The 26,916-nt window shown below is 66.8% G+C and carries 27 protein-coding genes and 2 pseudogenes; 23 read left to right on the top strand and 6 right to left on the bottom strand.

Going from position 1 to position 26,916, the window contains the following annotated elements; all coding sequences use genetic code 11:
* Window positions 1–58: 58 nt before the first annotated feature.
* The 3 genes from ppdK to ABIR74_RS09430 are packed head-to-tail and all read left to right on the top strand — an operon-like array spanning window position 59 to window position 4,104.
* Complete coding sequence (gene ppdK, locus ABIR74_RS09440; RefSeq protein ID WP_348177401.1) at window positions 59–2,656, top strand: pyruvate, phosphate dikinase; 2,598 nt, start codon at window positions 59–61, stop codon at window positions 2,654–2,656.
* Between the two features lie 41 nt (window positions 2,657–2,697).
* Window positions 2,698–3,663, top strand: a complete 966-nt coding sequence (locus ABIR74_RS09435; RefSeq protein WP_348177399.1) for an SPFH domain-containing protein — start codon at window positions 2,698–2,700, stop codon at window positions 3,661–3,663.
* A 3-nt stretch (window positions 3,664–3,666) separates the two neighbouring features.
* Complete coding sequence (locus ABIR74_RS09430; protein ID WP_348177397.1) at window positions 3,667–4,104, top strand: NfeD family protein; 438 nt, start codon at window positions 3,667–3,669, stop codon at window positions 4,102–4,104.
* 18 nt (window positions 4,105–4,122) lie between these two features.
* On the opposite strand, the gene ABIR74_RS09425 is transcribed toward ABIR74_RS09430, so the two are convergent.
* Window positions 4,123–4,968: a rhomboid family intramembrane serine protease gene (locus ABIR74_RS09425; RefSeq protein WP_348177395.1), complete on the bottom strand. Its 846-nt coding sequence runs from the start codon at window positions 4,966–4,968 to the stop codon at window positions 4,123–4,125.
* A 19-nt stretch (window positions 4,969–4,987) separates the two neighbouring features.
* On the opposite strand from ABIR74_RS09425, the gene ABIR74_RS09420 reads away from it, so the two are divergent.
* From ABIR74_RS09420 to ABIR74_RS09395, 6 genes are all read left to right on the top strand, one after another.
* Complete coding sequence (locus tag ABIR74_RS09420) at window positions 4,988–5,683, top strand: 2-phosphosulfolactate phosphatase (RefSeq protein ID WP_348177393.1); 696 nt, start codon at window positions 4,988–4,990, stop codon at window positions 5,681–5,683.
* Between the two features lie 13 nt (window positions 5,684–5,696).
* Window positions 5,697–7,007 carry a deoxyribodipyrimidine photo-lyase gene (locus tag ABIR74_RS09415; RefSeq protein WP_348177391.1) on the top strand — a complete coding sequence of 437 codons (1,311 nt, stop codon included), beginning with the start codon at window positions 5,697–5,699 and terminating at the stop codon, window positions 7,005–7,007.
* Between the two features lie 9 nt (window positions 7,008–7,016).
* Entirely contained in the window at window positions 7,017–7,760 is a 744-nt protein-coding gene (locus ABIR74_RS09410) for a methyltransferase domain-containing protein (RefSeq protein ID WP_348177389.1), read from the top strand.
* An 8-nt stretch (window positions 7,761–7,768) separates the two neighbouring features.
* Window positions 7,769–8,239: a GNAT family N-acetyltransferase gene (locus tag ABIR74_RS09405; protein WP_348177387.1), complete on the top strand. Its 471-nt coding sequence runs from the start codon at window positions 7,769–7,771 to the stop codon at window positions 8,237–8,239.
* 156 nt (window positions 8,240–8,395) lie between these two features.
* Window positions 8,396–9,589, top strand: a complete 1,194-nt coding sequence (locus ABIR74_RS09400) for a hypothetical protein (RefSeq protein ID WP_348177385.1) — start codon at window positions 8,396–8,398, stop codon at window positions 9,587–9,589.
* A gap of 79 nt (window positions 9,590–9,668) precedes the next feature.
* Window positions 9,669–9,962, top strand: a complete 294-nt coding sequence (locus tag ABIR74_RS09395; RefSeq protein WP_348177383.1) for a hypothetical protein — start codon at window positions 9,669–9,671, stop codon at window positions 9,960–9,962.
* 193 nt (window positions 9,963–10,155) lie between these two features.
* On the opposite strand, the gene ABIR74_RS09390 is transcribed toward ABIR74_RS09395, so the two are convergent.
* Both ABIR74_RS09390 and ABIR74_RS09385 read right to left on the bottom strand, forming a co-directional pair.
* Entirely contained in the window at window positions 10,156–10,401 is a 246-nt protein-coding gene (locus ABIR74_RS09390) for a hypothetical protein (RefSeq protein ID WP_348177381.1), read from the bottom strand.
* 126 nt (window positions 10,402–10,527) lie between these two features.
* Window positions 10,528–10,821 carry a hypothetical protein gene (locus ABIR74_RS09385; protein WP_348177379.1) on the bottom strand — a complete coding sequence of 98 codons (294 nt, stop codon included), beginning with the start codon at window positions 10,819–10,821 and terminating at the stop codon, window positions 10,528–10,530.
* Window positions 10,822–10,830: 9 nt separating this feature from the next.
* On the opposite strand from ABIR74_RS09385, the gene ABIR74_RS09380 reads away from it, so the two are divergent.
* Both ABIR74_RS09380 and ABIR74_RS09375 read left to right on the top strand, forming a co-directional pair.
* Window positions 10,831–14,097 carry an error-prone DNA polymerase gene (locus ABIR74_RS09380; protein ID WP_348177377.1) on the top strand — a complete coding sequence of 1,089 codons (3,267 nt, stop codon included), beginning with the start codon at window positions 10,831–10,833 and terminating at the stop codon, window positions 14,095–14,097.
* Window positions 14,098–14,201: 104 nt separating this feature from the next.
* A complete protein-coding gene (locus tag ABIR74_RS09375) occupies window positions 14,202–14,522 on the top strand; it encodes a hypothetical protein (RefSeq protein ID WP_348177375.1) in 321 nt (106 codons plus the stop codon).
* A gap of 19 nt (window positions 14,523–14,541) precedes the next feature.
* Here the strand turns inward: ABIR74_RS09375 and ABIR74_RS09370 are convergent, their stop codons facing one another.
* Window positions 14,542–15,339, bottom strand: a complete 798-nt coding sequence (locus ABIR74_RS09370; protein WP_348177374.1) for a GNAT family N-acetyltransferase — start codon at window positions 15,337–15,339, stop codon at window positions 14,542–14,544.
* Window positions 15,340–15,377: 38 nt separating this feature from the next.
* Window positions 15,378–17,063 carry an ATPase, T2SS/T4P/T4SS family gene (locus ABIR74_RS09365; protein ID WP_348177372.1) on the bottom strand — a complete coding sequence of 562 codons (1,686 nt, stop codon included), beginning with the start codon at window positions 17,061–17,063 and terminating at the stop codon, window positions 15,378–15,380.
* A 73-nt stretch (window positions 17,064–17,136) separates the two neighbouring features.
* On the opposite strand from ABIR74_RS09365, the pseudogene ABIR74_RS09360 reads away from it, so the two are divergent.
* From ABIR74_RS09360 to ribF, 10 genes and pseudogenes are all read left to right on the top strand, one after another.
* Window positions 17,137–17,244: pseudogene (locus tag ABIR74_RS09360) on the top strand (D-aminoacyl-tRNA deacylase); the annotation flags it as partial.
* Between the two features lie 142 nt (window positions 17,245–17,386).
* The gene (locus tag ABIR74_RS09355) at window positions 17,387–17,818 is read left to right on the top strand and encodes a hypothetical protein (protein WP_348177423.1); all 432 of its coding nucleotides are present in this window, start codon (window positions 17,387–17,389) and stop codon (window positions 17,816–17,818) included.
* Window positions 17,819–17,826: 8 nt separating this feature from the next.
* Entirely contained in the window at window positions 17,827–19,338 is a 1,512-nt protein-coding gene (gene nusA, locus ABIR74_RS09350) for a transcription termination factor NusA (protein WP_348177370.1), read from the top strand.
* The gene (locus ABIR74_RS09345; protein WP_348177368.1) at window positions 19,335–19,580 is read left to right on the top strand and encodes a YlxR family protein; all 246 of its coding nucleotides are present in this window, start codon (window positions 19,335–19,337) and stop codon (window positions 19,578–19,580) included. The genes nusA and ABIR74_RS09345 overlap by 4 nt, the downstream gene beginning before the upstream one ends.
* Entirely contained in the window at window positions 19,580–21,427 is a 1,848-nt protein-coding gene (gene infB, locus ABIR74_RS09340; RefSeq protein WP_348177366.1) for a translation initiation factor IF-2, read from the top strand. Before ABIR74_RS09345 ends, infB begins: the two co-directional genes overlap by 1 nt.
* A 299-nt stretch (window positions 21,428–21,726) precedes the next feature.
* On the top strand, window positions 21,727–22,026 hold the full coding sequence (locus ABIR74_RS09335; RefSeq protein WP_348177364.1) for a DUF503 domain-containing protein: 300 nt from the start codon (window positions 21,727–21,729) through the stop codon (window positions 22,024–22,026).
* A 22-nt stretch (window positions 22,027–22,048) separates the two neighbouring features.
* Complete coding sequence (gene rbfA, locus ABIR74_RS09330) at window positions 22,049–22,408, top strand: 30S ribosome-binding factor RbfA (protein ID WP_348177362.1); 360 nt, start codon at window positions 22,049–22,051, stop codon at window positions 22,406–22,408.
* The gene (locus ABIR74_RS09325; RefSeq protein ID WP_348177360.1) at window positions 22,392–23,387 is read left to right on the top strand and encodes a bifunctional oligoribonuclease/PAP phosphatase NrnA; all 996 of its coding nucleotides are present in this window, start codon (window positions 22,392–22,394) and stop codon (window positions 23,385–23,387) included. Before rbfA ends, ABIR74_RS09325 begins: the two co-directional genes overlap by 17 nt.
* A gap of 14 nt (window positions 23,388–23,401) precedes the next feature.
* Entirely contained in the window at window positions 23,402–24,280 is an 879-nt protein-coding gene (truB, locus tag ABIR74_RS09320) for a tRNA pseudouridine(55) synthase TruB (RefSeq protein WP_348177358.1), read from the top strand.
* Window positions 24,280–25,155: a riboflavin biosynthesis protein RibF gene (gene ribF / locus ABIR74_RS09315; RefSeq protein ID WP_348177356.1), complete on the top strand. Its 876-nt coding sequence runs from the start codon at window positions 24,280–24,282 to the stop codon at window positions 25,153–25,155. The genes truB and ribF overlap by 1 nt, the downstream gene beginning before the upstream one ends.
* 12 nt (window positions 25,156–25,167) lie before the next feature.
* On the opposite strand, the gene ABIR74_RS09310 is transcribed toward ribF, so the two are convergent.
* A complete protein-coding gene (locus tag ABIR74_RS09310) occupies window positions 25,168–26,133 on the bottom strand; it encodes a D-2-hydroxyacid dehydrogenase family protein (protein WP_348177354.1) in 966 nt (321 codons plus the stop codon).
* Window positions 26,134–26,288: 155 nt separating this feature from the next.
* Between ABIR74_RS09310 and rpsO the strand changes: the two genes are divergently transcribed.
* Window positions 26,289–26,558, top strand: a complete 270-nt coding sequence (gene rpsO / locus ABIR74_RS09305) for a 30S ribosomal protein S15 (protein ID WP_348177352.1) — start codon at window positions 26,289–26,291, stop codon at window positions 26,556–26,558.
* Window positions 26,559–26,680: 122 nt separating this feature from the next.
* A pseudogene (locus ABIR74_RS09300) lies at window positions 26,681–26,916 on the top strand (hypothetical protein); the annotation flags it as partial.

The raw sequence follows: 26,916 nt of genomic DNA, 5'->3' as shown, positions 1-26,916 counted from the left end.
GAGTGGTTCGTGACGGCTCGCCCTTCGCGGATGGGCCAGCTTGTGCGAGGATCGCGGCGTGCGCTACGTCTACGACTACGCCGAAGACGCCCCGGGGGGTCGCGAGCTACTGGGCGGGAAGGGGATCGGGCTCGCCGAGATGACCGCGCTCGGAGTGCCGGTCCCGGCCGGGTTCACGATCACCACGGATGCGTGCCGCGCATATATGTCCGGTGGCAAGGTCGTTCCCGAGGGGCTCGACGAGCAGGTTGGCGAGTCCATCGCAGGCCTCGAGCAACGGGCTGGGAAGAAGTTTGGCGACCCGGCGGATCCGCTACTCGTCTCGGTCCGCTCCGGCGCAGCAGTGTCGATGCCGGGGATGATGGACACGATCCTCAATCTCGGGCTGAACGACATCGCCGTCGAAGGCCAGGCCCGGACGACCGGGAACCCCCGATTCGCGTACGACTCGTATCGTCGTCTGATCCAGATGTACGGGGAGGTCGTCGACGGTGTCGCGGGTCATCGCTTCGAGAGCGCGATCGCCGACCTCAAAACGGCCCGCGGCGTTACCGGAGACCTCGATCTGGGTGCGGATGACCTGCGCGAGCTGATCGGCACCTTCCAGCGCATCTACGAGGAGGAGGTCGGCGAAGGCTTCCCGCAAGATCCACGCGAGCAGTTGCGTCGGGCATACCGTGCCGTGTTCGACTCGTGGGACGCACCTCGCGCGAACGTCTATCGCGGCCTCTACGGCATTCCCGACGACATCGGGACGGCGGTGAACGTCGTGCAGATGGTGTTCGGCAACAAGGGAGAGGGCTCCGGCACCGGTGTCTGCTTTACGCGGAATCCCGCGACGGGCGAGGCGACATACTACGGCGAGTTCCTCGTCAACGCGCAGGGTGAGGACGTCGTCGCCGGCACCCGCACCCCGGAGCCGATCTCCGCGATGCACGAGCGACTCCCCGAGGCCTACGTCCAGCTGACCGCTGCGTTCGAGCTCCTCGAGGCGCACTACCGCGATATGCAGGACATCGAGTTCACGGTCGAGGAAGGCAAGCTCTACCTTCTGCAGACCCGAACCGGCAAGCGTACGGCCACCGCCGCGCTGCGGATCGCAGTCGAGATGGCGGAGGAGGGGCTGATCTCACGGGGAGAGGCAGTGGCGCGAACCGACATCAGTCAGCTCGAGCAGCTGCTGCACCCGATGCTCGACCCGACGGTCGAGGTCGAGGTGGCAGCGAAAGGCCTGAACGCTTCGCCCGGCGCGGCGTCCGGGCAGATCGTCCTCGACGCCGACTCGGCTGCCGAACGCGGGAAGGCGGGCGACGACGTGATCCTCGTGCTCTGGGAGACCTCGCCCGACGACATCCACGGGCTGATCGAGGCGCGCGGGGTGCTCACGGCGCACGGTGGCCTGACGTCTCACGCCGCGGTCGTGGCGCGCGGGATGGGCAAGCCGTGCGTGACCGCATGTGAGGGCCTTGCGATCGACGAGCGCGCGGGCACCGTGACGCTCGGCGACCGGACACTCAACGTTGGCGACGTGATCACCATCGACGGGGGCACGGGCCGCGTGATCGTCGGGCCTGTTCGTCTCGTCGCGCCTGCGATCGACGAGAACTTCGGCACGATCCTCAGCTGGGCGGACGAGTTCAGCCGCCTTCGCGTGCGCGCCAATGCCGATACGCCCGAGGACGCGGCGAAGGCACGCGAGTTCGGGGCGACGGGGATCGGGCTCTGTCGCACCGAGCACATGTTCATGGCTCCCGATCGCCTACCGATTGTGCAGGAGATGATCATGGCGTCGACGGAGGTCGAACGGCGGGCGGCGCTCGATCGGCTCCTGCCGGTGCAGCAATCCGATTTCGAAGGGATCTTCGAGGCGATGGCAGGCTATCCGGTCACGATTCGCCTCCTCGACCCACCGCTCCACGAGTTCCTGCCGGCACCGGGGGAGGCTACGAGCGACGCGATGCGGCAGCGCATCTTCGAGCTGCACGAGGCGAACCCGATGCTCGGGACGCGAGGGTGTCGCCTCGGTCTCCAGTTCCCCGAGATCTACGAGATGCAGGTGCGCGCGATCGTGCGAGCGGCCGCGGCCGTCGAGGCCCGAGCGGGCGAAGCGCCACTCGTCGAGATCATGCACCCCCTGGTCGGCTTCCGCGAGGAGCTCGCGCGGCTCCGCGAGCTGACCGAGCGCGTGGCGGCCGAAGAGCCCTCTGTTGCGTATCTCTGCGGCACGATGATCGAGCTTCCCCGAGCGTGCATCCGGGCCGGCGAGATCGCCGAGGTCGCCGACTTCTGCTCCTTCGGCACGAACGACCTCACGCAGACCGCTCTCGGATTCTCTCGCGACGACGCGGAGGGAAAGTTCCTCACGTATTACCTCGAGCACGGCATCCTCGAGCACAATCCGTTCGAGGTCCTCGACCAGGACGGTGTCGGCGATCTGATGCGGATCGCCGTCGAGCGTGGGCGGGGCGTCAAGCCCGACCTCAAGATGGGTATCTGCGGGGAGCACGGCGGCGAGCCACGTTCGGTCGCCTTCTGCCATCGTCTCGGGCTCGACTACGTCAGCTGCTCTCCGTACCGTGTGCCGCTCGCCCGTCTTGCCGCCGCGCAGGCCGCTCTTGTCGACGCCGGCGTCACCGCACTCGTCATCGGCGGCTGACTCGCCTCGCTCCATCCGCCAGACGCCCTAGCCTCTGTTGCATGAGCGTTGCGACTGCAGCCACCCTCGTGGTCGGGATTGGCCTCGGCCTTATTGTGCTGATTGCGCTCGCGCGCACGGTCAGGATCGTGCCGCAGGCAAGCACGGGCCTCGTGGAGCGCCTGGGCCGCTACTCGCGCACGCTCGACCCGGGACTCCATTTCCTCATCCCGTTCTTCGACCGCCTACGGCCGCTCGTCGACATGCGTGAGCAGGTCGTCGCGTTCCCGCCGCAGCCCGTGATCACGCAGGACAACGTGACGATCTCGATCGACACCGTGTTCTACTTCACCGTGACCGACGCGTTTCGTGCGACGTACCAGGTCGCGAACCTCCTCTTCGCGATCGAGCAACTCACAGTGACGACGCTCCGTAACGTGATCGGATCGCTCTCGCTCGAGGAGGCGCTCACCTCGCGCGACAAGATCAACGCCGATCTCCGCATCGTCCTCGACGAGGCGACCGAGCGCTGGGGACTGCGTGTGAACCGGATCGAGTTGAAGTCGATCGACCCGCCGTCGTCGATTCAGGAGGCAATGGAGAAGCAAATGCGCGCTGAACGCGAGCGGCGTGCTGTGATCATCAACGCCGAGGGAGTGAAGCAGGCGCAGATCACGACGGCCGAGGGTGAGAAGCAGGCGGCGATCCTCACGGCAGAGGGTGCCCGGCAGGCGACCATTCTCACGGCCGAAGCCGCAAAGGAGGCGGCCATCCTCAACGCCGAAGGCGAGGCGACAGCGACGCTCCAGGTCTTCAAGGCAATCCACGAGGGCGACCCGACTCCAGACCTCCTGACGTACCAGTACATCCAGAACTTGCCGCTCGTGGCCGACGGACAGGCGATGAAGCTGATGCTGATCCCGTCGGATGCGATGGCAAGCATGGGTGCCGTCGCCGCACTCGGCGGGGGGTTCCAGACGGGCAAGGAAGCAGCCGCGTCGCAGGGGCCGGCAGCCGGAAACGTCTAGTCGATGACCGCTGCCGTCATCTGGCTGGTCGTCGCTCTCGTGCTCATCGGGCTGGAGGTCGCGACTCTCGCGTTCGTCGCGCTCTACCCGGCACTGGGCGGTCTGCTAGCGGGCGTCGCAGCCTTGCTCGGTGCGAGCATCGGCGTTCAGTTCGCCGTGTTTGCAGTCGTCTCCGTCGCGACGCTCCTCCTGACCCGGAAGCCGTTGCGTCGGATGATGCGCAATACGCCGCTTGTCGCTTCCAATGCGGACATCGTGCTCGGAAAGCGCGCCGTGGTGATCGTGGCAGTCGAGGAAGGACCAGGTCAACGCGGACAGGTGCGCGTCGGGACGGAGCACTGGAGTGCCCGCTCGGAGGACGAGCGGCCGATTGCCGAAGGCATGACGGTCGAGGTCGTGCGGATCGACGGGGTCGCCCTGGTCGTGCGCCCGGTCGGCTGACGCCGAGACACGCTCGACTTACAGGACGTAGCTCTCCACGCGCATGTAGGCGAGCGCGAGGCTGAGAACGCCGACTGCGACTGCGACGAGGATGCCGAGCTTCTGCTGGGGCCTGTGCCGATATCGCATGAGGGCGTACGTCGCGACGATTCCGCCGATCAGGCCACCGATGTGCCCACCCTTCGAGATCCCGGGTACCGCGAACGTGAACGCGAAGTTGACGAGGATGAGGATCATCGCCTGCCCCATGAACGACCCGGTGGCGAGATATTCGAGGATCAGCAGGGCACCGATGAGGCCGAAGATCGCCCCCGAGGCACCGACGGTGACGGCGAAGGCCGAGCTGAACCAGAGCGCCCCCGCCGAACCGGCAAGGCCCGACACGATGTAGACCAGAATGAATCGCGGCGTCCCGAGCGCGTCCTCGATGATGTTCCCGAGCCAGTAGAGCGCGAACATGTTGAACGCCAGGTGGAGCAGGCTGCCGTGGAGGAACATCGCTGTCACGAGCCGCCACCATTCGCCCGTCGAGATGATCGCTCCCTGCAACGCCCAGTCCGCGAAGAGCTGCCCTCCGGGAACGTTCAGCCCGCCACCCTGCGCAGCGGTGATCACGTAGACGACGACGTTGACCGCGATCAACACCATCGTCGCCGGAGCGGCGATGGACCGCGTCCGGCGCTGCATGCTCTGAACCGTGCGCGCGGGCGTCGGCTTGACGCCACCCACGTTCGCGTGATCGGGGCAGCGGATCCCGACGGGCGCGTACGTCATGCAGTCGGCGCAGATCGGGCGGCCGCAATCCGAGCAGGAGACCAGGGTCTCACGGCCCGGATGGCGGTAGCAATGAGGCGTGTCCGACATGGACGGCTAGCGTAGCGGCGTGCACGTTCATGTCGCATTTACTCCGGACGAGCTCGCGGCGGCCCCGACGGGCGTCGTGATCGACGTCATCCGGGCAACGTCCACCATTTGCCAGGCCCTCGCAGCCGGGTACGAGCGCGTTCTCTGTGCGGCGGAGGTGGAGGATGCGCGCGCGCTTTCCGGGCTCGGAGGGGTGACGCTCGGAGGCGAGCGCCTCGGCTTGCGGATCGAGGGATTCGACCTCGGGAACTCGCCGCGCGAGTACCTCTCGGTGCGTACGCCGACGCTCGCCATGTCGACGACGAACGGCACACGGGCGATCGTCACGGCGGCCGAGCGCTGCGAGCGCGTCGTGATCGCATCTCTACTCAATCTCGCAGCCGTGATCGAGGCAGCGCGTGACCACGGGGACGACGTCGCGATCTTCTGCGCGGGAGTGAAGGGCTCGTTCGCGCTCGACGACAGCTACGTCGCGGGCCGGATCGTCGCCGAGCTGGGTGACGACCGGAGTGACGCCGCGGAGGCAGCGGCGCGACTCGCCGCGTCGTATCCGACGGCACTCGAGGCGTTCCGGGCCTCGCGCAGCGGCCGCAACTTGATCAACCACGGTTCGGAGCTCGAAGCCGACATCCCGTACTGCGCGCGCGAAAGCGTTCTCGACGTCGTTCCACGGCTGACCGGGATGCAGGGCGTCGCGGCGGAGATACGCGCCTAGGCGCGTTGTTTCGGTGCGCGCAGCGGTCGTTCTCTTCACGCGCGACCTCCGTGTCCACGACAACCCAGCACTCGCGAGAGCGGTGGCGGAGGCGGAGACCGTTCTGCCCCTCTTCGTGCTCGACGAGGGGATCGGGCGCACGCGCTACGGCACGGCGGCGTATCGGAATGCCTTTCTTCTCGAGGCGCTTGCCGATCTCGACAGCTCGCTGCGATCGCTTGGTGCCGCGCTCGACGTACGGGTCGGTGAGGTCGTCGCCGAGACGGTGCGAGCCGCGCGTGAGGTGGGGGCGACGACCGTTTTCGCGAGCGCAGATGTCAGCCCGTACGCGGTCGGGCGGGAGAGAAGACTCGCTGCCGAGCTCGATCTCCGCCTCGTCGACGGCACGTTCGTCGTCCCCGCGGGTGAGGTGACGCCGACCGGGAATGACCACTACCAGGTCTTCTCCCCGTACCACCGTGCGTGGTCGCAGGTGTCGTTCGGGGCACCCGAGGCTACTCCGACCGCGCTCCGCCTTCCGACAGGTGTGGTTGCGGGCCGGGCTCCCGCGCCTGCGTTCGTCCCGCCGATGCTGGGCGGCGAGACTGCCGGAGTCGAGCGGGCAGGAGCATGGTTGCGGTCATGTCTCGACGGCTACGGCTCCGGTGGGCACGACGCCGTCGCGGCCGACGCCACGTCGCGCCTCTCTCCCTATGTGCACTTCGGCTGCGTCTCGGCACGCGCGCTCGCCGTGCGTGCCCGCGAGCGCGGCGGCGAGGCGTTCGTGCGTCAGCTCTGCTGGCGGGACTTCTACGCGCAGATCCTGTTCGCGCAGCCTCGCACGCAGGTCGAGGACATGCGCCCGCGCGGCGACCTCTGGCTCGACGACCCCGAGGCGCTCTCTGCGTGGAAGGAAGGGATGACGGGCTACCCGCTCGTCGACGCGGGGATGCGACAGTTGCGCCAGGAAGGCTGGATGCACAACCGGGCGCGCATGGTTGCTGCGTCGTTCCTCGTCAAGGATCTCGGGATCGACTGGCGAGAAGGCGCACGGCACTTCTTCGACCTCCTGCTCGACGGCGACGTGGCGCAGAACATCGGCAACTGGCAGTGGGTCGCCGGCACGGGCGTCGACACGCGCCCGAACCGCATCTACAACCCGACCGCCCAGCTGAAGAAGCTCGACCCCGAAGGCGAGTACGTGAGGCGGTACGTGCCCGAGCTCGCTGACGTGCCCTCGCGGGCGATCGCCGAGCCCGGGTTGCTCGCGCCGTCGTACCCTGGGCCGATCGTCGATCACGGGACGGCTACGGAAGCGTTTCGGCGCCGGCGCGGCCTCGACTAGCCTCCCGAGATGTCACTCGGTCGAGAAGAGCGTCGCAGTCGAGCGACGTCATTTGGGGACGTGGCCGATGCGTACGAGCGCTCCCGACCTGGCTACCCCGACGATGCGGTGCGCTGGCTCGTGGGCGCGGAGCCGCTCGACGTCGTCGACCTCGGTGCCGGCACGGGCAAGCTGACGCGCTCCCTCGTCGCGCTAGGGCACCGGGTAACCGCTGTCGAGCCCTTGCCCGAGATGATCGCGCATCTTCGGGACGCTGCCCCCGGACTGCTCGTCGTGCAGGGTGGAGCCGAGGCGATCCCGCTTGCCGATGAGAGCGCTGACGTCGTCGTTGCGGCGCAGGCGTTTCACTGGTTCGACCATGGCCCGGCACTGAGCGAGATTGCACGGGTGCTGCGGCCGGGTGGACGGATCGCGCTGGTCTGGAACATCCGCGACGAGCGTGAGCCGTGGGTCGCGCAGTTGAGGAAGGAGGCGCTCGCGAGCGAGGGCTTTGTGAAGCGCGATGCGGCCACGCCCGTGAACCAGAGCGGCCTGTTCCAGGAGGTGGAGCGCACCGAGTTCCCGCATACCCAACGGCTCGATCGCGAAGAGCTCGTCGATCTCGTCCTGTCACGCAGCTACTGCGCCGTACTGAGCCCGGAGGAGCGAGCACCGGTTCTCGATCATGTCCAGCGGATCTTCGAGGAGCACGAGATCGCCGGCATCGTCGAGTTGCCGTATGTGACGCAGTGTTTCCGCGCTCCTCGGCGATAGGGCGCGGAATGTCCGTGGTACTCCTGCGCGCGGTCGAGGACGACGATCTGCCGTTCTTCTTCGAGTGGCAGGCAGACGAGGAGAGCTCTCGCATGGCTGCTGTGGCCACGCGCGATGAGAAGGCATTCGCAGCACACTGGGCGCGGCTCAGGGGCGAGCCAGACACGACCCTGCGGACGATCGTCGCGGACGCGATCGTGGTCGGGAACGCCCTGAGCTGGACGGGAGCCGACGACCGGATGGTCGGATACTGGCTCGGAAAGGCGTACTGGGGACGAGGGATCGCGAGCGTGGCGCTGCGGCTCTTCCTCGAGGAGGAGCGGCAGCGGCCTCTGTTCGCGACCGTCGCCGAGCACAATGCGGGCTCGCGCCGCGTGCTGGAGAAGGCCGGCTTTCGGCCTGTTTCGGCGAAGCTCGTCGACGACGGGCCGGAGCTCCGCACGTTCGCCGAGCTGCGTTTCCGTCTCGACGAGAGCTAGGCGAACCGCTCCTCCACGAGCTCGTACAGCTTTCCGTCGGGTGCGCGGAAATGCGTGTAGCACCACGGGCGTTCTCGCTGATTCCGTCCGTCTCTCTCTTGTCCGTTTCGGTCATCTTGACACACGAACACCTGTTCGTGTAGAACTACAGATCCAATGATCGCCTGCCTCCTCATCCCCGGATTTGCGTTACGAGCCGCGTTGCGCTCCCGGCCCAGGCTGGCGCTTCTGCCCGCGGCACTCACGCCGGAGCCGGGCAAGGAGGCGCTCATCGGCCCTGTCACGGCAGCGGCCGAGGCCGCCGGTGTGCAGGCGGGCATGCGGATGGGAGAGGCACTCGCAACCTGCCCCGAGCTCGTGCTGATCGAGCAGGATCCGGCCGCAGTCGAGCAGGAGTGGGAGGGGGTGCTGCGTCGGCTCGAGGGTGCAGGCTTTGCCGTCGAATCTACCGAGCCGGGCCTCGTCACGTTTCAGACCGACGGCGTCGAGCGGCTCTACGGCGGTGTCGAGGCGGCGCTTGCGAAAGCACTCGCCGCTGCTGGATCTGCCTGGGATCCGCGCGCAGGCGTGGGGGCGCGGCGTTTCGTCGCACTCGCGGCGGCAAGCGTGGCCCGTCCCGGACAGGCAGTGATCGTCGAGGGGAAGGAGGAGCAGGGCTTCCTGGAGCCACTCCCCCTCTCACTCCTGCCGCTTCCGTCGAACCGGTACGCCGAGCTCGAAGGGCTCGGGGTGCGTCGGCTCGGCGAGCTGGCGTCGCTTCCCGGCGGCGCTGTCGAGGAGCGGTTGGGGCCGGAGGGGAAGCGGGCGTGGAGTCTCGCAGGCGGGGGGCGTCAGGATGCGCAACCCCGTGTGCGCGGGCGATCGCCTGCGGCAGAGCTGGCGGAGGCCCTCTCCTTCCCCGAGGCGGTTGCGAACGAGCTGACCTTACGCCGGGCATTCGGGGCGTTACTCGACCGTTTGCTCGCACGGCCGGAGAGGGCGGGGCGGCCCCTGCGCAAGGTGGCGGTGTCGGCCCGGCTCGTGGGCGGCGGATCCTGGCGGCGGGCGACGACCTTGCGGGAGGCGACCGCGGAGCGAGGTCGATTGCGGGCGGCGCTCGGACCCAAGCTGCTCGAGATTCCGGGGCCGGTACTGGAGCTGCGGCTGGAGGCGGTCGAATTGGCCGACCATGTCGGGCAGCAGCTCGCACTCGTTCCTCCCGAGGGAGAGGAGATGGACGGACGGCTGAGTGAGGGGTTGCGGCAGGTGCGGGCAAGCACCGGCTCCGGCTCGGTGTGCGCCGTCGTGGAGGTGGCGCCGTGGTCGCGTATTCCGGAAACGCGTGCACTCGTCGTACCCCGCGACATGTGACGCGCTGCGGCCGGCTTGTAGGGGCGATGCGAAGCGTCGTCTCACGACGCGGAGCGTCGCCCTCGGGTGGAGAAGGCCCGTGAGTACCATCGGCGGCTCCTGGGCCAGCCGTCCGCATGCGTTGTCGCGCGCAATTGCGGGGCGTCTGAACACGCCTCGTCCGGCGCTCGTCGAGAACGGCGTCGATGGAACTCCTTGCATCGTCAATCGCCAGCAGGTCGCCTTCGTGCGTGAAGAGTGGCGCGTCGTCGACCGCTGGTGGACGGAGGAGCCGATCGACCGTCGCTACTACGAGGTCGTGCTCGAGTCGGGTGAGAACGTGTGCGTCTACCGCGACCGAGAGCGTGGCTGCTGGTTCACGCAGCGTGCATGAGGGGACTTGCTGCGATGAAAAACTGTATCGCAGCAGTCCCCTAATGCCCGCTGCCGATGCTTGCTGCCGCGCTTCGCGCGGATCCTGAAGCTGGGAACCTTCAGTTCCTGCAAATAGCACCTCGGGATGCTCCTCACGCCGGTGGCCAGCTTCAGTCGGTCGTCGCTACGGCTTGGTCGTTTCGGTGCGGTGCTCAACCCGGTGGCACACCGTGATCCTGCCCGAGCGCCTCATAGGCAAGCGCCTCCCACTCGCCGCCCTGGGCGGGAGGCACGACCACCCACTGCCGGAACACCTCGCCGCGACCCGACGGATCGAAGAGGTGCGCGCCGGGCAGCGCCAGGGCGCGCACATGCACATTCGGGTCGGTCAACTTGAACACCATCCCGGTGCGGGAGAGGCCGAACACGACCTTGCCGGCGCGCTTCACGCACGGCATCCCGAACACCTTCCCGGCGCGTGCGTCGTCGTGCCAGGCGCAGATCGCGTCGACGATGTCCTCGTAGCGTTCGAGCGGATCCAGGGTGCTGCCTATCGGCCGGGAGAGATCAACGACATCTCCCCCTCAGATCGACTGCTCCACGAGGCCGACCCAGCGCTCGCTCTGCGATGTCGGTACGTGCACCCACTCCTTCATCACCCGTCCCATGCCGGGGTCGAACAGCGCGACGCCCGGGAGGGCGAGCGCCGCCTCGCGCTGCGCCACATCCGTGAGCTTCACGGTGATCCCGCCGTCCTTCCAGGAGCCGGCGAGCACCTTGCCGGTGTCGCGCTTGAGGCAGGGCATTCCGAACATCGCCGACAGGCGAATCTCGGGATGGCGACCGGTGATCTCGGCAACGAGCATGTCCCAGTCCATGTGTAAATCATGACGTACGTCGAGCTCCACTGCCACTCGTCATACTCGTTCCTCGACGGTGCCTCGTTGCCGGAGGAGCTGGCCGCCCGGGCTGCCGAGCTCGGCTACCCGGCGCTCGCGCTCACCGACCACGACGGTGTCTACGGCTCGCTCGAGTTCGCGCATGCTGCAAAAGCCCTCGACGTGCGGCCGATCACCGGAGCAGAGATGACGCTCACCGACGGTTCGCACATAACACTGCTCGTCGAGACGAGTCGGGGCTACGCGAATCTGTGCCGCATCCTTACCGAGGCACACGCGGGTACCCGCCGAGAAGGCCGTGAGGATCGTGAGCCACTTGCCCCATCCGTGGGCCAGAGGTTCGTCGAGGAGCACAACGAGGGCCTCATCTGTCTTTCGGGTTGCGCCCGTGCAGGTCTTGCCATGCGTCACCCGAATGCCGCTGCCGGCCTCCAGCGCGCATTCGGTCGCAAAAACTTCCTCGTCGAGCTCCAGCGGCCGTACGAGCGCGGCGACGTCCGTCGCAACACCGCCCTGCGTGATCTCGCCGAGCATCTCGGTGTCGACACGATCGCCACCGGCAACGTCCACGCCCACGCACCCAGGCGAACGCTGCTCCAGGACACGCTCGTCGCGATCCGCTGTCGCACGTCCCTGGACGGCTGCGAGCAGGAGCGGCGTGGCAACCGCGAGAGCTTCCTGCGGGATCCCGCAGAGGTTGCCGAGCAATTTGCGGGCATCGATCCTGCCGCAGCTTCCCGTACCGTCGAGGTCGCCGAGCGCCTCCAGTTCGACCTCACTCAGGAGCTCGGCTATCGCTACCCGGATTTCTCGGACGGCGACGAGCCGGCGATCCGCCAGCTCGCGGAGATCTGCAACGACGCGTTCGTCGACCGGTATCCGCCGAGCGACCAGAAGCTGCTCCGACGAGCACGCATCCGCCTGGAGAAGGAGATCGAGCTCATCGACGAGCTCGGGCTCGCCGGCTTCTTCCTCCTCCACTGGGAGGTGCTCGAGTTGGCGCGGGAATGCGCCCTCCAGGTGCGAGGGCGCGGCTCGCCCCGTCGCTTCCTGCCGCCCGGTCGAGGACGCGGCAGCTCGGTCGGTTCGATCGTCTGTTACCTGACAGGTCTCTCGCACGTCGATCCAGTCGCCAACGAGCTCTCGCTCGGGCGCTTTCTCAACCGTGAGCTGGCGTCGGTCCCCGATATCGATCTCGACTTCCCGCGGGACATCCGCGAGAAACTCATCGTCGCCGTCACGAAGCGCTACGGCAACGAGCATGCCGCTCTCGTCGCGAGCTTCGCCACCTATCGCTCGCGCGGGGCAATCCGTGATGTGGGCAAGGCCCTCGGCCTGCCGCAGGCAGAGCTCGAGCGTCTCGCCCGGCTGACCGACGGCTGGGATGCCTCACGTATCGCCGAGGAGGTCGCTGGGCTCCCGGACGCCGAGCGTAAGCTCGTCTCGAAGCGGTGGCGGGCGTTCCAGTTCCTCACGACCGAGATCGCGGGTCTGCCGCGACACATCTCCCAGCATCCGGGCGGTATGGTCATCTCGACGCGGCCGCTGATCGATCTCGTCCCGGTGCAACCCGCTGCGATGGCCGGCCGCCAGCTCTGCCAGTGGGACAAGGACTCCTGCGCCGATGCCGGCTTCCTCAAGATCGACCTGCTCGGGCTTGGGATGCTCTCCGCCGTCGAGGAGTGTGTGGACAGCATCGCGGAGGCCTACGGCTCGCCGATCGACCTCTCGCGCATCCCACTCGACGACAAAGCGGTGTTCGCCGAGATCCAGAAGGCGGACACAGTCGGCACCTTCCAGATCGAGAGCCGCGCCCAGATGCAGAGCCTCCTGCGCACGAAGCCCGAGACGATCGACGACCTCACCGTGCAGGTCGCACTCGTGCGACCCGGTCCGATTCAGGGCAAGGCCGTTCACCCGTACATCGAGAACCGGCGCCGGTTGCGCGAGGATCCGTCGTTCGTTTATCCGGTCGACCACGAGGCGTTGCGAGAGCCGCTCCGCTCGACGCTCGGCGTCGTCGTCTTTCAGGATCAGGTGCTCGATGTTGCGATCGCGCTTGCCGGCTTCACGGTCGGCGAGGCCGAGGGATTGCGACGCGCAATGAGCCGCAAGCGCAGTAGGGCGGCGCTCGAATCCCACCGGGTGCGGTTCATCGAGGGTGCGGTTCGTAACGGCGTGGCCGAGAAGGTCGCGGATCTCGTCTACGACAAGCTCGTCGGCTTCTCGGGCTTCGGCTTCCCGAAGTCTCATGCCGCCGCCTTCGGACTGCTCGCCTATCAGTCACAGTGGCTGCGCCACCACTATCCGGCCGAGTTCCTGTGCTCGTTGCTGAACGCCCAGCCAATGGGCTTCTACCCGCCCGCCAGTCTCGTTCGTGACGCTCAGCGGCGCGGGGTGGAGGTGTGCTCTCCCGACGTGAACCTGAGCGAGTCTCTCTGCTCGCTCACGCCCTCCGACGAGCAGTATGTTGCCTCGGCACAGGCTCCGCAGACGGTACGAATCGGTCTCGCGTACGTCCAGTCGGTGAGCAAGGACGACGCTTCGGCTCTCGTGGGGGAGCGGGTCACGAACGGGCCCTACCGGGACGTCGGAGACCTGGCGCGACGTGTGCCGCTCTCGAAGGACGGCCTGGTGGCGCTCGTCGAGGGAGGAGCGTGTGACGGCTTCGGGTCAAAGCGACGTGATCTCCTCTGGGAGCTCGGCCTTGCTACACGGCCGACCTCCGTCCCGGGAACGCAGGGTGCGGCGAAGCAACTCACGCTCTCGCTCGACCCGACGGCGGCGACCCCGGCGCTTCGTGATCTCACGCGTTGGGAGCGCATGGCATCCGATTACCGTCTCACCGGGCTTTCGGTTGGCGTGCACCCGCTCCTGCTCCTGCGTCCGTATCTTCCGGACGGAACGCTTCGAAGTGACGATCTCCACCGTGCGGGCCATCGCTCGAACGTCTCCTATGCAGGTCTCGCGATCGCCAGGCAGCGGCCCTCCACGGCCAACGGCATCGTGTTCATGTTGCTCGAGGATGAATGCGGCCAGGTCAACCTGATCGTCCCGAAAGACGTCTACGAGCGATACCGTGCGATCGTCCGCAACGAGTCGTTGCTCCTCGCCCACGGTCGCTACGAGCGGGTGGGGGAGAACAGGAACATCCTCGTCTCGTCGATCGAGACCCTGGTCGCGTTGGCCCGGCAGATCGCCGATCTCGATGTCGGGGCCGCACTTCCCCGGGCACACCACTTCGGGGGTCGCTGATCTCTGGCCCCCTCAGTCGCGTTGATGTCGATTCACGTCTACGGTTGCACGCTCGGATCGGTCAGCCCGATCGCCCACAACGAGCACGGATTGGGAGGCGAGTGATGGCGAAGTATGCGCTGCTCTATCGCGGTGGCGGAGGAATGCCCGAAACCCCCGAAGAGGGCAAGAAGATCATGGCGGCGTGGATGACCTGGTACGGCGCGTTGGGGGAGGCCGTTTCCGACGGCGGCGCACCGTTTGGCCCGTCTCTGAGCATCTCCGCCGACGGCGGACGCGCACCGAACGCCCCAAGCGGCCTCTCCGGGTACACGATCCTGACGGCTGACAACCTTGAAGCCGCGACCGAGATGGCGTCTGGATGCCCGGTCCTCGCAGGCGGCGGAGCGGTGGACGTCTACGAGCGCATCGACATGGAGATGTAGCGGGGCGCCACCGCCCGTACTAGCCGCCGACGGTACGGGCGAGCAGGCTGGCCTCCACGTACTCGGCAACCGGTGCGAATCCGAGTCGCGCGTACGATGCGATTGCGGCCTCATTGTTCGCCCTGACGTTGAGAGCGATCGTCTCGATCCCGTCGTCGAGGAGCAGCCTGCAGAGCGAGGCGCACGCACCGCGTGCGAGACCTCTGCCGCGGAGCTCCGGGAGCGTGGCGACGTTGCCGAGAGCGGCCACGCGCCACGTGGGGGAGTGAACATGCACTCCGGCTATGCAGGCGAGCAGACCGTTTTCCCTCACGCCGACGTACCGGCCCGTCGTAAGCATCCGCGGAACGAACCACGTGCCCGGGTAGGCCTTGGTGTAGAACGCGCGCACCTCGTCGAGCTCTTCGGGCGTGAGAATCTCTGTCTCGAGAGCGTGCCGATCGAGGAGGTCCGTGCGCTCGAGCGCGAACCTGAGGTGGGGCTCGGCATCCTCGATGACATAGCGCTCGGCAAGCGTGTCGAGCAGCCCGGGCGTTGCGTGCGTGTAGAGCACCGAGGGAAGAGACCAAGTGATTGCGGCGAGCAGCTCGCCCATCGACCTCTGCGGCGGCTCGGCGATGGCGATCAGTACCGGGATCCGCGGCTCGGTGTAGAGGAGTGTGACCTGCTCCAGGCGGCCGGCGGACTCCCAGCCGAACCAGACGGTGTGCGGCCATTCGAAGTCGTCGAGGTCGCCGAGCTCGTAGGCGTGGGCGCGTGGGTTCCGCCGGAGGAACCCTGCGATCTGCTCGCGGTCATCCAGGGCGACGGCCGGCATCGGGGGAGCGTACTCGTGCTCGGGTCGCGAAACGAGTGTCAGTCTGTGGCGTCGCCGGCGATCCTGCGAATCTCCTCGAGAGTTGTGATGCCCGCGACGGCGAGGCGTACACCGTCCTCGCGGAGGGTCATCATTCCCTGTGAGATCGCCATTGCCTCGATCTCACGTGTCGGAGCACCGATGAGTTGCGAGATCTCGTCGGTCATGGCGAGAACCTCGAAGAGCGGTACACGACCGCGGTATCCGATCCCACCGCACTCCTCGCAGCCGACGGCCTTGTAGATGTTCAGCTCTCCGTAGTTCTCCGGGATCCGGAGTGCTCGAAGGCTGGAGGGGTCGGGGATCGTCGGTTCGCAACACGCCTGGCACACACGCCGCGCGAGGCGCTGGCCGATGATGCAGTTGATCGACGTAGCGAGAATACTGGGCTCGATGTTCATGTCCCGCAGACGCTGAATTGCCGCAGCCGCAGTCTGGGCGTGCAAGGTCGTGAGCACGAGGTGCCCTGTCATCGCTGCCCGGAATGCAATCTGGGCGGTTTCCTCGTCGCGGACCTCGCCGACGAGCAACACGTCGGGATCGGAGCGCAAGATCGTTCTGAGCCCGTTCGCGAAGCTCAGCCCGGCCCTCGGGTTGACCTCGATCTGATCGAGGCCGGCCGCGCGGTACTCGACCGGGTCCTCGATCGTCGTCAACTGGCGATCGGGCGTGTTGAGCACCTGAAGACATGTGTAGAGCGTCGTCGTCTTGCCCGACCCGGTCGGGCCGACGACGACGATTGCTCCGAACGGTTGCGAGATCGCATGTTCGAGGGCGGCGCGGCTGCGTGGCCACATGCCGAGTGCATCGAGCGACTCGGGCGCCTCCCCCTGAGAGAGGATTCGCAGCGTGACCTTTTCGCCATGTGTCGTCGGGAGGATTGCGATGCGCACGTCGATCGATTGTCCGCCACGCTTGATCGAGACGCGCCCGTCCTGGGGGGCACGCCTCTCGGCGATGTCGAGGCCTCCCATAATCTTGAGGCGGCTCGCCACGGCGGCGCCTTGGGTGCCGGCGATGGACGTTAGTTCCCGCATGACGCCGTCGACGCGAACGCGAACGAAGAGGCGTCGTTGCTGCGGCGTGAAGTGAATGTCGGATGCGCCGACGTCGAGCGCTTTGGAGATCGCTCTGTTGATGAAGACGACCGCGGGCGTATCGTGGTTCAGGTCGAGGACGGTCGCGTCGTCCTCCGTCTCGGCCGCGCTCGTTACGACGTCCTCGATGTCGATCGTGGCTTCGTCGTTCAGTTTCGTGATCGCAAGCTCGATCGCGTCGGGAGCTGCCACGCACACGCGCACGGGCATACCGAGCGCGAGCCGAAGGTCGTCCGAGAACATCACATTCGTCGGGTCGGAGACAGCGACGAGGACATAGCCGTCGTCCATGATCTTGATCGGTATCGCCCCGTAGCGGCGGGCCAGGATCTCCGGGAGGAGCATCGCCGCGTCGATCTCGATGGACGCGAAATCGAGCTCCACGAAATCGAGGTCATGCTGCTCGGCAAGAACGCGGGTGACCTGCAATCGGGTTGCGAAACCGTTGCTGACGAGGATCTCGCCCAGACGAAGCTCCGGTTTCAGCCGCTTCTCTTGCAGTGCAACCTCGAGCTGCTCCGGTGTGACCGCGCCGTCGCGGACGAGGAGCGTCCCAAGGGCCGGCCACGGGTTCCTGGCTGCTTCCATGGTCGTCGTATCGGCAGCGTGGTTCCCTGAGTTGAGGGATTCCGCTCCGAGGGGCGTGAGATCGGTGAGACTCTCTGTAGCTCTCGCAAAAGAGGGCGTCTCGGTCGCAACGGGCGTCTTCGGCGCCCGGATGAGCGTCGAGCTCGTGAACGACGGCCCGGTCACGATCGTTCTCGGTTGATCGGGCCGTGCGGACGACCCGCCTTCGACACGACGGTGCTATCCTTCGGAGACCGCATTTCAGGCTTGACGAAATGGGCGCAAGAGCGCCCATTTTTGTTGAGGAAACGTCGTCCCGCAGAACGAGGAGACCGGTGGCAGACATGCTCGCGACGGAACGGAAGCTCGCCCGGGACATCGTCCCGGCGGTCGAGCGCGCCGTGCCGGGGGTGGAGGTTCTCGCGGTCGAACTCCTCTCGCCGAGCAGGTTCTGCGTCTACGTCGACCACGCAGGAGGCGTCGACCATGCGTTGTGCTCCCGGGTGACGGAGATCCTCTCGGACTACCGCGGCGCGTACACGATCGACGTGTCCTCGCCGGGTCTCGATCGGCCGTTACGCAGGCCAGAGCATTTCCGGGCCGCGATCGGCCAGGACGTTCAGATTCGCACGGCCGGTGAGATCTCCGGCAAAAAGAAGTTTCGCGGCCCTGTTGTGGCCGCGTCGGAACGGAGCCTCCGGATCGCCGACGGCGATGCGGAGCTCGACATCCCGTACGACGCAATCGTCCGGGGCAATCTGATCGATGAGGGATAGGTGACGTCATGACCGCTGAAATCATGGAAGGCATTCGCACGATCGAGCGCGAGAAAGGCATCGAGGCCGGCACGCTCGTGGCGGCGCTCGAGGACGCGCTGCTTGCCGCATACAAGAAGACGCCGGGCGCTTCTTGCCATGCCGAAGTGATTCTCGACGAGGAGGGCGACTTCAGGGTGTTCTCGATCGAGATCCCCGCCGACCTCGAAGAACGCCTCGTCGACGAGGCACGAGAGGCTGCGATCGACGAGCTCGAGCGCATCGAAGAGGAGACGGGCGAGCGACAGCACACGCTGATCAGCGACGCCGACCTCGAACTCGATTGGGCGCAGGTCCCGGAGGAGCTGATGGTGCGCGCCGACGCGACGCCCGAGGGCTTCGGCCGGATCGCTGCGATGACGGCCAAGCAGGTCATCCAGCAGCGCATCCGCGAGGCGGAGCGCATGATGATGTACGACGAGTACATCGACCGGCAGGGCGAGGTCGTCACCGGCATCGTGCAGCAGGCCGGCGACCGCAACAACGTGCTCGTCGACCTCGGCCGCGTCGAAGCGCTGCTTCCCCGGTCCGAGCAGGTCGATGGCGAGCGGTACGAACAGGGCTCGCGCATCAAGGCCGTGATCACCGAGGTCAGATCGGGGACGAAGGGCCCGCAGGTCATCCTGTCGCGCCGTGACCCCGAGTTGATCAAGACCCTCTTCGAGCTCGAGGTTCCCGAGATCGCGGATGGCCTGGTCGAGATCCGAGGTGTCGCTCGCGAGCCGGGCTATCGCTCGAAGATCGCTGTCGAATCGCATACGCAGGGCGTCGACCCCGTCGGAGCGTGCGTTGGGCCGCGCGGCTCGCGCGTCCGCATGGTCGTCTCGGAGTTGCGGGGCGAGAAGATCGACATCATCCCGTGGAACTCGGAGCCAGCTCGGTTCGTCGCCAAGGCGCTCTCTCCGGCCCGTGTCCGAGAGGTCTATATCGACGACGACACCCGAGAGGCAACCGTGGTCGTCCCCGACGACCAGCTTGCACTTGCGATCGGCAAGGAGGGTCTCAACGCCCGACTTGCCGCGCGGCTCACTGGCTGGAAGGTCGACATCCAGTCCGATACGGAGTTCGCCAAGGCCGAGGCCGAAGCCGCGTACGCGGGCGAGGACGACACGCAGGAGTTCTCGGGGCGTTGTGCAGCGATGCTCACGAACGGGAAGCGCTGCCCGAACGCGGCACTTCCGGGCTCGCACTACTGCGGTGTCCCGGCGCATCAGGAGCTCCACGGCACTGCGCCTCCCGCTGAGCTTCCGGAGGACGACGCGGCTGACGAGATCGACGAGGCCGTCGCCGAGGTGATCACGGAGGTTGCCGAGGCAGAGGCGGTTCTCGATGCGATCGTCGAGGATGCCGTCGCAGCCGGACAACTCTCCGTGGAGGAGGGCGTGGCGCTGGAGGAGGCGATCGAGCACGCAGCCGCTGAGGTGGCCGACGAGGAGATCGCTGCCGCAGTTGCCGAGGAGGAAGAGTCTCCTGACGCATGACCGCTTCGCCGGAGAGGACGTGCGTGGGCTGCGGGCGCAAGGCTCCACAGTCGGATTTGCTGCGCTTCGGCACCGTCGACGGACGGCTGACGGTCGGTCGCACGCTCCCCGGAAGGGGTGCCTACACGTGCAGGCGGCTCGTGTGCTTCGAGCGGGCAACCGCGGCGCGCGGCTTCAACCGGGTGCTTCGCCGCACGGTGCTCGTCGAGCGGGAACTCGCGCGCCACTACACTGACAGCTGATGGCAGACGAACCCAACAAGCCAAGTCGCCCGATTCGGCCCCGCGGAGGCCCCTCTGGGCGGAAGCGCCGCGTCGTCATCGACGGCGGCAACTCCCGCGGGCGAGACGGCCGTCAGGCACGCGATCGCAGTGCCTCACAGGAGACGCAGTCGAGGCAGCAGCCCGTTGCGGCTCCCACCGGTCCGGTCACGGTGCCGTCGGGCGTCAGCGTCAAGGATCTCTCCGCCGCCCTCGGCATCACCGTCGCCCAGATCATCAAGATCATGATGGGCCTCGGCGAGATGGCTACCATCACGCAGTCGCTGAGCGATGAGTCTGTTCTGCTGATCGCCACCGAGGTCGATCGCGAGGTCGTGATCAAGCACGCGGCCGACGACGACTCGGAGCCGGAAGTCTTCGAGGATGCAGACGACGATCTTGCTGCGCGTCCGCCGGTCGTGACGATCATGGGTCACGTAGACCACGGCAAGACCACACTGCTCGACGCGATCCGCGAGACGTCGGTCGTCGACACCGAGGCCGGTGGAATCACGCAGCACATCGGTGCGTACCAGGCCGTTCTCGACGGGCGCCGGATCACGTTCCTCGACACGCCCGGGCATGAGGCTTTCACGGCAATGCGCGCCCGCGGCGCCAAGATCACGGACATTGCGATCCTGGTCGTCGCTGCGGACGACGGCGTGATGCCACAGACGCGCGAGTCGATTTCGCACGCTCGAGCCGCCGGAGTGCCGATTGTCGTTGCCGTCAACAAGATCGACGTTCCGAACGCAAATCTCGACCGCGTCCGCTCGGAGCTTGCGACAGAGGGCCTGCAGCCCGAGGAGTGGGGCGGCACGACACAGTTTGCCGAGGTCTCCGCGAAGCAGCGACTCAACCTCGACGAGCTGCTGGAGAAGCTCCTGCTCGTCGCCGACGCCGAGCTCGATCTCCGCGCCAATCCATCTGCCGAAGCATCAGGCCCCATCATCGAATCACGCCTCGACGTCGGACGCGGCCCGGTCGCAACGATGCTCGTTCATCGCGGCACCTTGCGCGTCGGCGACGCGATCGTCGCAGGTGACGCCTCGGGCAAGGTCAGGGCGCTCTACGACTACAAGGGCGAGAAGGTCAAGGAAGCCCGTCCCGGTGAGCCGGTCGAGATTCTCGGCTTCGATCGCCCGCCGCCGGCAGGGGAGCTCGCGCGCGTCGTGGAACACGAGCGTCTCGCCAAGGACATCGCCCAGAAGCGGGCAGGGCGCCTCCGTCGCGAGCAGCTCGCGCAGCGATCGAAGCGCGGCGTCTCGCTCGAGAGTCTGTTCTCGCAGCTGCAGGAGGGTGTCGTCCAGGACCTGAACATCGTCCTCAAGGGAGATGTCCAGGGATCCGTAGAGGCGTTGCTCGGCGAGCTCGGGAAGATCCAGCACTCCGAGGTGCGCGTCAACGTGATCCATACGGGTGTTGGCGGTATCACCGAGAACGACATCAATCTTGCGTCTGCCTCGAACGCCCTCGTGATCGGCTTCAACGTGCGTCCGAGCGCAGAGGCGCGTGCCCTCGCTGATCGGGAGGGCGTCGACATCCGCACATACCGCGTCATCTACCAGCTCACCGATGAGATTCAGCAGGCGCTCGTGGGCATGCTGACGCCGGTTCAGACCGAGGAGACGATGGGCGAGGCCGAGGTCCGTGCGCTCTTCAAGGTCTCGCGGCTCGGCACAATCGCGGGCTGCATGGTCACGACCGGCACGATCAGGCGGAACGCACAAGTGCGCGTCGTGCGTGACGGCACCGAGATCTACGACACGTCGATTTCGCAGCTGAAGCGGTTCAAGGACGATGCGCGCGAGGTCACCGAGGGTTTCTAGTGCGGAATCCTTCTCGAGGGGTACAACGACCTCAAGGAGGGCGACATCCTCGAGGCCTACGAGACGAAGCAGATCGAGCGAACCGACCTTGCCGAGGCGGTTCGAGCGCCGGCGGCCGTGGCTGAGACGGCGGAGCCGCCTGCCGACGAGGACGCTGAAGAAGCGTGACCCGGTCGGCCGCTTCGGCCGTCCCTCGTCCGGCCAGTTCAGAGAGGTGCGTCGCAGTGTCTCGGTGCACCCGCACCCCGCGATCAGGTCGTCGAGCGATGGGCGACCGCCACGACCGCTTCAATAGGTCCATGGCGACGGGGTTCATCGGCATCTACAGCTTCGAGCTCCTCATTCCGGAGAGCCACTCACTGAAGGAGAAGCGCATGGTCATTCGCTCGGTCAAGGCGCAGCTCACAAACCGGGTTGCCTGCTCGATCGCCGAGGTCGATCACCACGACGTCTGGCAGCGCTCACGACTTACGCTCGCGTGCGTTGCGCGTGAGGTGGGGGAGGCCGACCGTCTGGTGGATACGGCGGAGCGATGGCTGGCGGCGCAGGACTTCGAGCTCATCTCCCACGAGCGCGAACTGGTGTCGCTCGATGACTAGGAATCCGTCCCGTTCGCCGAGAATGCGCCGGGTCGACGAGGCGATCAAGGCGGTCGTCTCCGAGACGATTCCGACCCTGAAGGATCCGCGCATCGGCTTTGTCACCGTGACGGGTGTCGTCACGACCTCCGACCTGGCTCAGGCAACCGTGTGGCTCAGCGTCTATGGCGGCGAGAAGCGTCGTCAGGCGACGCTGACGGCCCTCGAAGGAGCCGCCGGGATCCTCCAGTCGCGGGTCAATCACGACCTTCGCCTGCGACGAACGCCTCATCTCGTGTTCCAATACGACCCGTCGGTCGAGGACGGCGTTCGGATGTCGAAGCTGATCGACGAGCTCGATCCAGGCCCCGAAGAGGTGATGGCGGATGACGACAAAAACTGATCTCGCCGCAGTCGCCGACGTACTGCGCACGCACGACCGCTTCCTCGTTACCTCGCACGAGAACCCTGATGGTGACGCGCTCGGGTCGTTGCTCGCGATGCACCTCGCCCTCGTCGAACTCGGGAAGGATAGCGTCATGGTGCTCGTCGGCGAGACGCCGCTCCCTGCGGAGTACGGGTTCCTCGGTGTCGCCGGCGCGGGGTTGATCCGAGCGATTCCGGGCGATCAGTCCAGCCGCGTGCTCGTTGCGGTGGACTGCGCCCAGGCGACACGATTGACCGACGAGCGACTGCTCGATGCCGCCGTGGTCATCAACATCGACCATCACCACGACAACACCCGCTTTGGTGCCGTGAACCTCGTCGTCGCCGACGCATCGTCGACGGCCGAGGTACTGGCCGATGTCTTCGGCGAGCTAGGGCTAGCGCTGACACCGGCTATCGCCGAGGCGTTGTACACGGGGCTCGTCACTGATACCGGACGATTCCAGTACTCCAACACGACCTCCAGGGCACTCCACCTCGCTGCGGAGCTCGTCGAGGCGCGAGCAGACCCTCAGCGTGTCTTTCAGGCGGTCTACGAGTCCATGCCCTTCCCGAAACTGAAGCTCCTCGCGCGCGCTCTCGAGCGCACGTCGCTCCATGTCGACGGTCGCGTCGTGATCGCCTACCTCGTCAGGGACGACTTCGCTGACGTGGGCGCGCTCGAGTCGTACTCCGAGGGCATCATCGACGTGCTGCGCGCAGTGGAGGGCGTGGAGCTTGCGGCGCTGATTCGCGAGCAGACGCGCGACGACGGCCCAACCCGGAAGGCCTCTCTCCGCTCCTCGACCGAAAGGGTCGACGTGTCCGCGATTGCGCGCAAGTGCGACGGTGGAGGTCATCGCCAGGCCGCCGGATTCTCGAGCGATCTCCCGCTCGACGAGGTGATCGCGTTTATCGTGGCCGAGTTCACCGCACTCCCCGTGTTCACGGCCTGAGGTCGAGCTGAGGCATGGCGATCCCGAAGGCACTCGATCCGACCGGCGTCATTCTCGTCGACAAGCCGGCCGGACCATCGTCGTTTGCGGTGCTCGCGGGAGTGCGCTCTCGCACACGTGCGAAGACCGGTCACGCGGGGACGCTCGATCCGTTCGCAACAGGTCTCTTGCTTCTGTTGTCCGGTCGGGCAACTAGACTGGCGTCATGCTTCGTCGGGCTTCCCAAGCGCTACCTCACGGACGTCGACCTCTCCTGTCGGACGACGACCGGCGATCCCGAGGGCGATCCGCTCGACGCGCACGAGCCGCCGAGTCTCGCGGAGCTCGAGGCGTCGCTCGCGGCCCTCCGTGGTGACGTCGAACTACCGATTCCTACGGCCTCAGCCGTAAAGATCGGTGGTGAGCGCGCCTATCGCCTGCACCGCAAGGGGATTGCGGTCGAGATGCCCATGCGTCGCTCGCGCGTCGACGCGCTCGAGGTCATTGCGTATACGGCCGGCATCGCGACGCTGGACGTGGCCGTCAGCTCGGGGACGTATGTCCGCTCGATCGCGGACGCGCTCGGCGGGCATTGCAGCGCCCTGCGACGAACGGAAGTCGGGCCGTTCACGGTCGCAGAGGCGGACGCCGAGCGGGTGATCCCGATCGAGGACGCGCTCGGGCGCGTCGGGCTCACACTCGCCGAAGCCGACGCTGACCGCCGGAGCCGGGCAGACGGCGATCGTAGTCGGGCGGCAGCGCAGGCAGTGCTGGAGGCCTCGGGGTCTGTGGCGGAACCGGCAGGCGTGCTGTCTGTGGGTGAACCTCTGGGCCACGGTCAGGGCCAACCGCAGGGCCAGGGCCAACGCCAAGGCCCGAGCCAGGGTAATGCGCGTCCGGGCGAAGCTCACTGATGCGCATCGCGCACGCACCCGCGCAGCTCGACCGTCAGCCGCGAGCCGTCGCGATCGGCACCTTCGACGGAGTCCACCGAGGACACCGGAGCGTCATCCAGGCCGCGATCAACACCGGCCTCGCGCCGACGGTAATCACGTTCGATCCGCATCCGCGCATCGCGCTCGGGAATCATGTCGAGCTGATCTCGACGCTGGAACGACGGCTGGAGCTCCTCGGCGAGGCCGGGGTGGAGGCGACGCTCATCGCATCCTTCACGCCCGAGCTGATGTCGCTCGAGCCCGAGGTGTTCGCCGAGCGGTATCTCAGGGGAATCGGCGCCGAGGCGGTCGCGGCCGGTGAGGACTTCCGATTCGGGGCACGTCGCCGTGGCGACCTCACGATGCTGGATCGGCTCGGGTTCGAGATCCTCGCCGTCGAGATGGTCGCGGGTGTCTCGTCGTCCGCGATTCGGAGGGCGCTGCAGGACGGCGACGTTCGTGGAGCCGCTGCGATGCTCGGCCGGCCCTTCGAACTCGACGGCATCGTGGTGGCAGGCGACCAGCGTGGCGGCACACTTGGGTACCCGACGGCGAACCTCGCTCTCGATCCGCACGCTGTCTGCCCGTTGTACGGCATCTACGCGGGTGCGGCACTGGATCACCGCGCGGCGGTCTCCATCGGGACGAACCCGCACTACGGAGGTACCGAACGGCGGATCGAGCCGTACCTGCTCGACTTCGAGGGCGACCTCTACGGCAAACGGCTCGTCGTCGAGATGTGGGAGCGCCTCAGAGACGAGATGGCGTTCGACTCGGAGGAGCATCTCGTGGCTCAGATCGGTCGCGACGTCGAGGCGACACGCGCGGCCATCCGACCCGAGAAGATGGGCTGACCGGGCTCCGGCCTACGGTCTCGTCCGAGGCTCCGGGTTGGCGACGCCTATCGGCGCGCCTGCGGCGAACGCGTCGAGCTGCGCGAAGGCTTCCGCGAAGTAGCTCTCGTACGTCTCCCACGTGACATAACCAAGGTGCGGCGTCGCGAGCACCGAGGGATGGTGCAGGATCGGATCCTCGATCGCAGGCTCATCGTCGAAGACGTCGATCGCCGCGCGACCTGGGCGGCCAGCGCGCAGCGCGGCATCGAGCGCCCCTGGCTCGATCAGGCCTGCCCGAGCTGTGTTGACGAGCAACGCATCGGGCTTCATTGCAGCGAGGTGCGGTCGGGTCACGATCCCGCGCGTCTCGGGAGAAAGCTTGAGTTGCAGGCTGACGACGTCGGCGCGTGTGAAGAGCGACCCGAGCTCCCGCTCGGGCTCGTGACCATCTGCTCGCGCCCGCGCGAGCGACCCTTCGCGACCCCAGGCGAGCACGTGCATCCCGAGAGCCACCCCGTATCGGGCCACGAGCGCGCCGATCGCCCCGTACCCGACGATCCCGAGCGTCTTGCCGTTGAGCTCGACGCCGATGGTGGATTGCCACGTCCCCGAACGGAGTGCGACCGCGTCTTCGACGATCCGGCGGGAGGAGGCGAGGATGAGGGCCAACGTCAGTTCTGCGGGCGCGTACGACGACCCGCCTCCGCTGCAGACGACGATTCCGCGCTCGGTGCATGCCGTGAGATCGATGTGCGGCATGCCGCGACCCGTCTGGCAGATGAGGCGCAGATCCGGCACCCGGTCGAGCAGGGACGAATCGATTGGTGTTCGCTCACGGATGAGCACGAGCGCCTCTGCGTCGCCGATTTGCGCAGCTCGCTCTGCGACCGTCGTCGGTCGTGCCGCATGGACGACGATCTCGTGGTCCGTGACGTCAGAGAAACACCGTAGGCGCTCGACAGCCCGCTGGTAGTCCTCCATTACGACCACGCGCATCATCGGACAGTAGTGGATCGCGGGACGGGAGGAATCAGGCGTGCAAAGCCATGAATCCCGCATGGATGCTACGATCCCGCCGGACCCTCTCTCGGCTGGCCGTGTCTTCCTTCACGCCGCGCTTGGAGTGTGGAATCTCAACGCAAGGAGGACGTATGCCCCTCACCAAGGAAGTCAAGCAGGAACTGATCGGCAAGCATGGCCGCACGTCGACCGATACGGGTTCGCCCGAGGTACAGGTCGCGATGCTGACAAAGCGCATCAACGACCTCACCGAGCACCTTCGGACGCACTCGAAGGATCACCACTCGCGTCGCGGTCTGTTGAAGCTCGTCGGGCGCCGTCGTCGGTTCCTCACGTACATGCAGAAGAACGACCTCGAGGGCTATCGCGCCCTCATCAAGGAACTGGGCCTGCGCCGCTAGATCGAAGGATCTCGGCGCACGTCCCACCGGCGGGAGGTGGGTGTTTGATCGAGCCGTGTACAGAAGCACGGTTGGCTCAAACTTCCACCTTCCGAAAAGAGAAAGAAGGAAGGAACACACATATGAGCATCGCAACCGGGCGTCAAGCCACGGTGTCGATCGAGATCGGTGGTCAGGAGATCACCTTCGAGACCGGCAAGCTCGCCAAGCAGGCCGACGGCGCAGTCGTCGTCCGCTCCGGCGACACGATGATCCTCGCGACGGCCGTCGGCCGGCAGGAGGCCCGCCCTGACGCGGACTTCTTCCCGCTCACGATCGACGTCGAGGAGCGGATGTACGCCGCCGGGAAGATCCCGGG

It is taken from the genome of Gaiella sp. (assembly GCF_039915195.1).
Classification (GTDB): Bacteria; Actinomycetota; Thermoleophilia; order Gaiellales; family Gaiellaceae; genus Gaiella.
Note: the sequence above shows the minus strand (reverse complement) of the source record. Positions and strands in the feature narration are given on the sequence as shown.

Excerpts from the sequence above, each read along its gene's own strand:
- infB (WP_348177366.1), top strand. The coding sequence starts at position 19,580 with ATGGCAGACGAACCCAACAAGCCAAGTCGCCCGATTCGGCCCCGCGGA.
- ABIR74_RS09410 (WP_348177389.1), top strand. The coding sequence starts at position 7,017 with ATGTCACTCGGTCGAGAAGAGCGTCGCAGTCGAGCGACGTCATTTGGG.
- ABIR74_RS09335 (WP_348177364.1), top strand. The coding sequence starts at position 21,727 with ATGGCGACGGGGTTCATCGGCATCTACAGCTTCGAGCTCCTCATTCCG.
- ABIR74_RS09390 (WP_348177381.1), bottom strand. The coding sequence starts at position 10,401 with ATGCCGTGCGTGAAGCGCGCCGGCAAGGTCGTGTTCGGCCTCTCCCGC.
- ABIR74_RS09345 (WP_348177368.1), top strand. The coding sequence starts at position 19,335 with ATGACCGCTTCGCCGGAGAGGACGTGCGTGGGCTGCGGGCGCAAGGCT.
- ABIR74_RS09355 (WP_348177423.1), top strand. The coding sequence starts at position 17,387 with ATGCTCGCGACGGAACGGAAGCTCGCCCGGGACATCGTCCCGGCGGTC.
- ABIR74_RS09380 (WP_348177377.1), top strand. The coding sequence starts at position 10,831 with ATGACGTACGTCGAGCTCCACTGCCACTCGTCATACTCGTTCCTCGAC.
- ribF (WP_348177356.1), top strand. The coding sequence starts at position 24,280 with ATGCGCATCGCGCACGCACCCGCGCAGCTCGACCGTCAGCCGCGAGCC.
- rpsO (WP_348177352.1), top strand. The coding sequence starts at position 26,289 with ATGCCCCTCACCAAGGAAGTCAAGCAGGAACTGATCGGCAAGCATGGC.
- ABIR74_RS09425 (WP_348177395.1), bottom strand. The coding sequence starts at position 4,968 with ATGTCGGACACGCCTCATTGCTACCGCCATCCGGGCCGTGAGACCCTG.
- ABIR74_RS09375 (WP_348177375.1), top strand. The coding sequence starts at position 14,202 with ATGGCGAAGTATGCGCTGCTCTATCGCGGTGGCGGAGGAATGCCCGAA.
- ABIR74_RS09400 (WP_348177385.1), top strand. The coding sequence starts at position 8,396 with ATGATCGCCTGCCTCCTCATCCCCGGATTTGCGTTACGAGCCGCGTTG.
- ABIR74_RS09325 (WP_348177360.1), top strand. The coding sequence starts at position 22,392 with ATGACGACAAAAACTGATCTCGCCGCAGTCGCCGACGTACTGCGCACG.
- rbfA (WP_348177362.1), top strand. The coding sequence starts at position 22,049 with ATGCGCCGGGTCGACGAGGCGATCAAGGCGGTCGTCTCCGAGACGATT.
- ABIR74_RS09365 (WP_348177372.1), bottom strand. The coding sequence starts at position 17,063 with ATGGAAGCAGCCAGGAACCCGTGGCCGGCCCTTGGGACGCTCCTCGTC.
- nusA (WP_348177370.1), top strand. The coding sequence starts at position 17,827 with ATGACCGCTGAAATCATGGAAGGCATTCGCACGATCGAGCGCGAGAAA.
- ABIR74_RS09370 (WP_348177374.1), bottom strand. The coding sequence starts at position 15,339 with ATGCCGGCCGTCGCCCTGGATGACCGCGAGCAGATCGCAGGGTTCCTC.
- ABIR74_RS09405 (WP_348177387.1), top strand. The coding sequence starts at position 7,769 with ATGTCCGTGGTACTCCTGCGCGCGGTCGAGGACGACGATCTGCCGTTC.
- ABIR74_RS09310 (WP_348177354.1), bottom strand. The coding sequence starts at position 26,133 with ATGCGCGTGGTCGTAATGGAGGACTACCAGCGGGCTGTCGAGCGCCTA.
- ABIR74_RS09385 (WP_348177379.1), bottom strand. The coding sequence starts at position 10,821 with ATGGACTGGGACATGCTCGTTGCCGAGATCACCGGTCGCCATCCCGAG.
- ABIR74_RS09435 (WP_348177399.1), top strand. The coding sequence starts at position 2,698 with ATGAGCGTTGCGACTGCAGCCACCCTCGTGGTCGGGATTGGCCTCGGC.
- truB (WP_348177358.1), top strand. The coding sequence starts at position 23,402 with ATGGCGATCCCGAAGGCACTCGATCCGACCGGCGTCATTCTCGTCGAC.
- ABIR74_RS09430 (WP_348177397.1), top strand. The coding sequence starts at position 3,667 with ATGACCGCTGCCGTCATCTGGCTGGTCGTCGCTCTCGTGCTCATCGGG.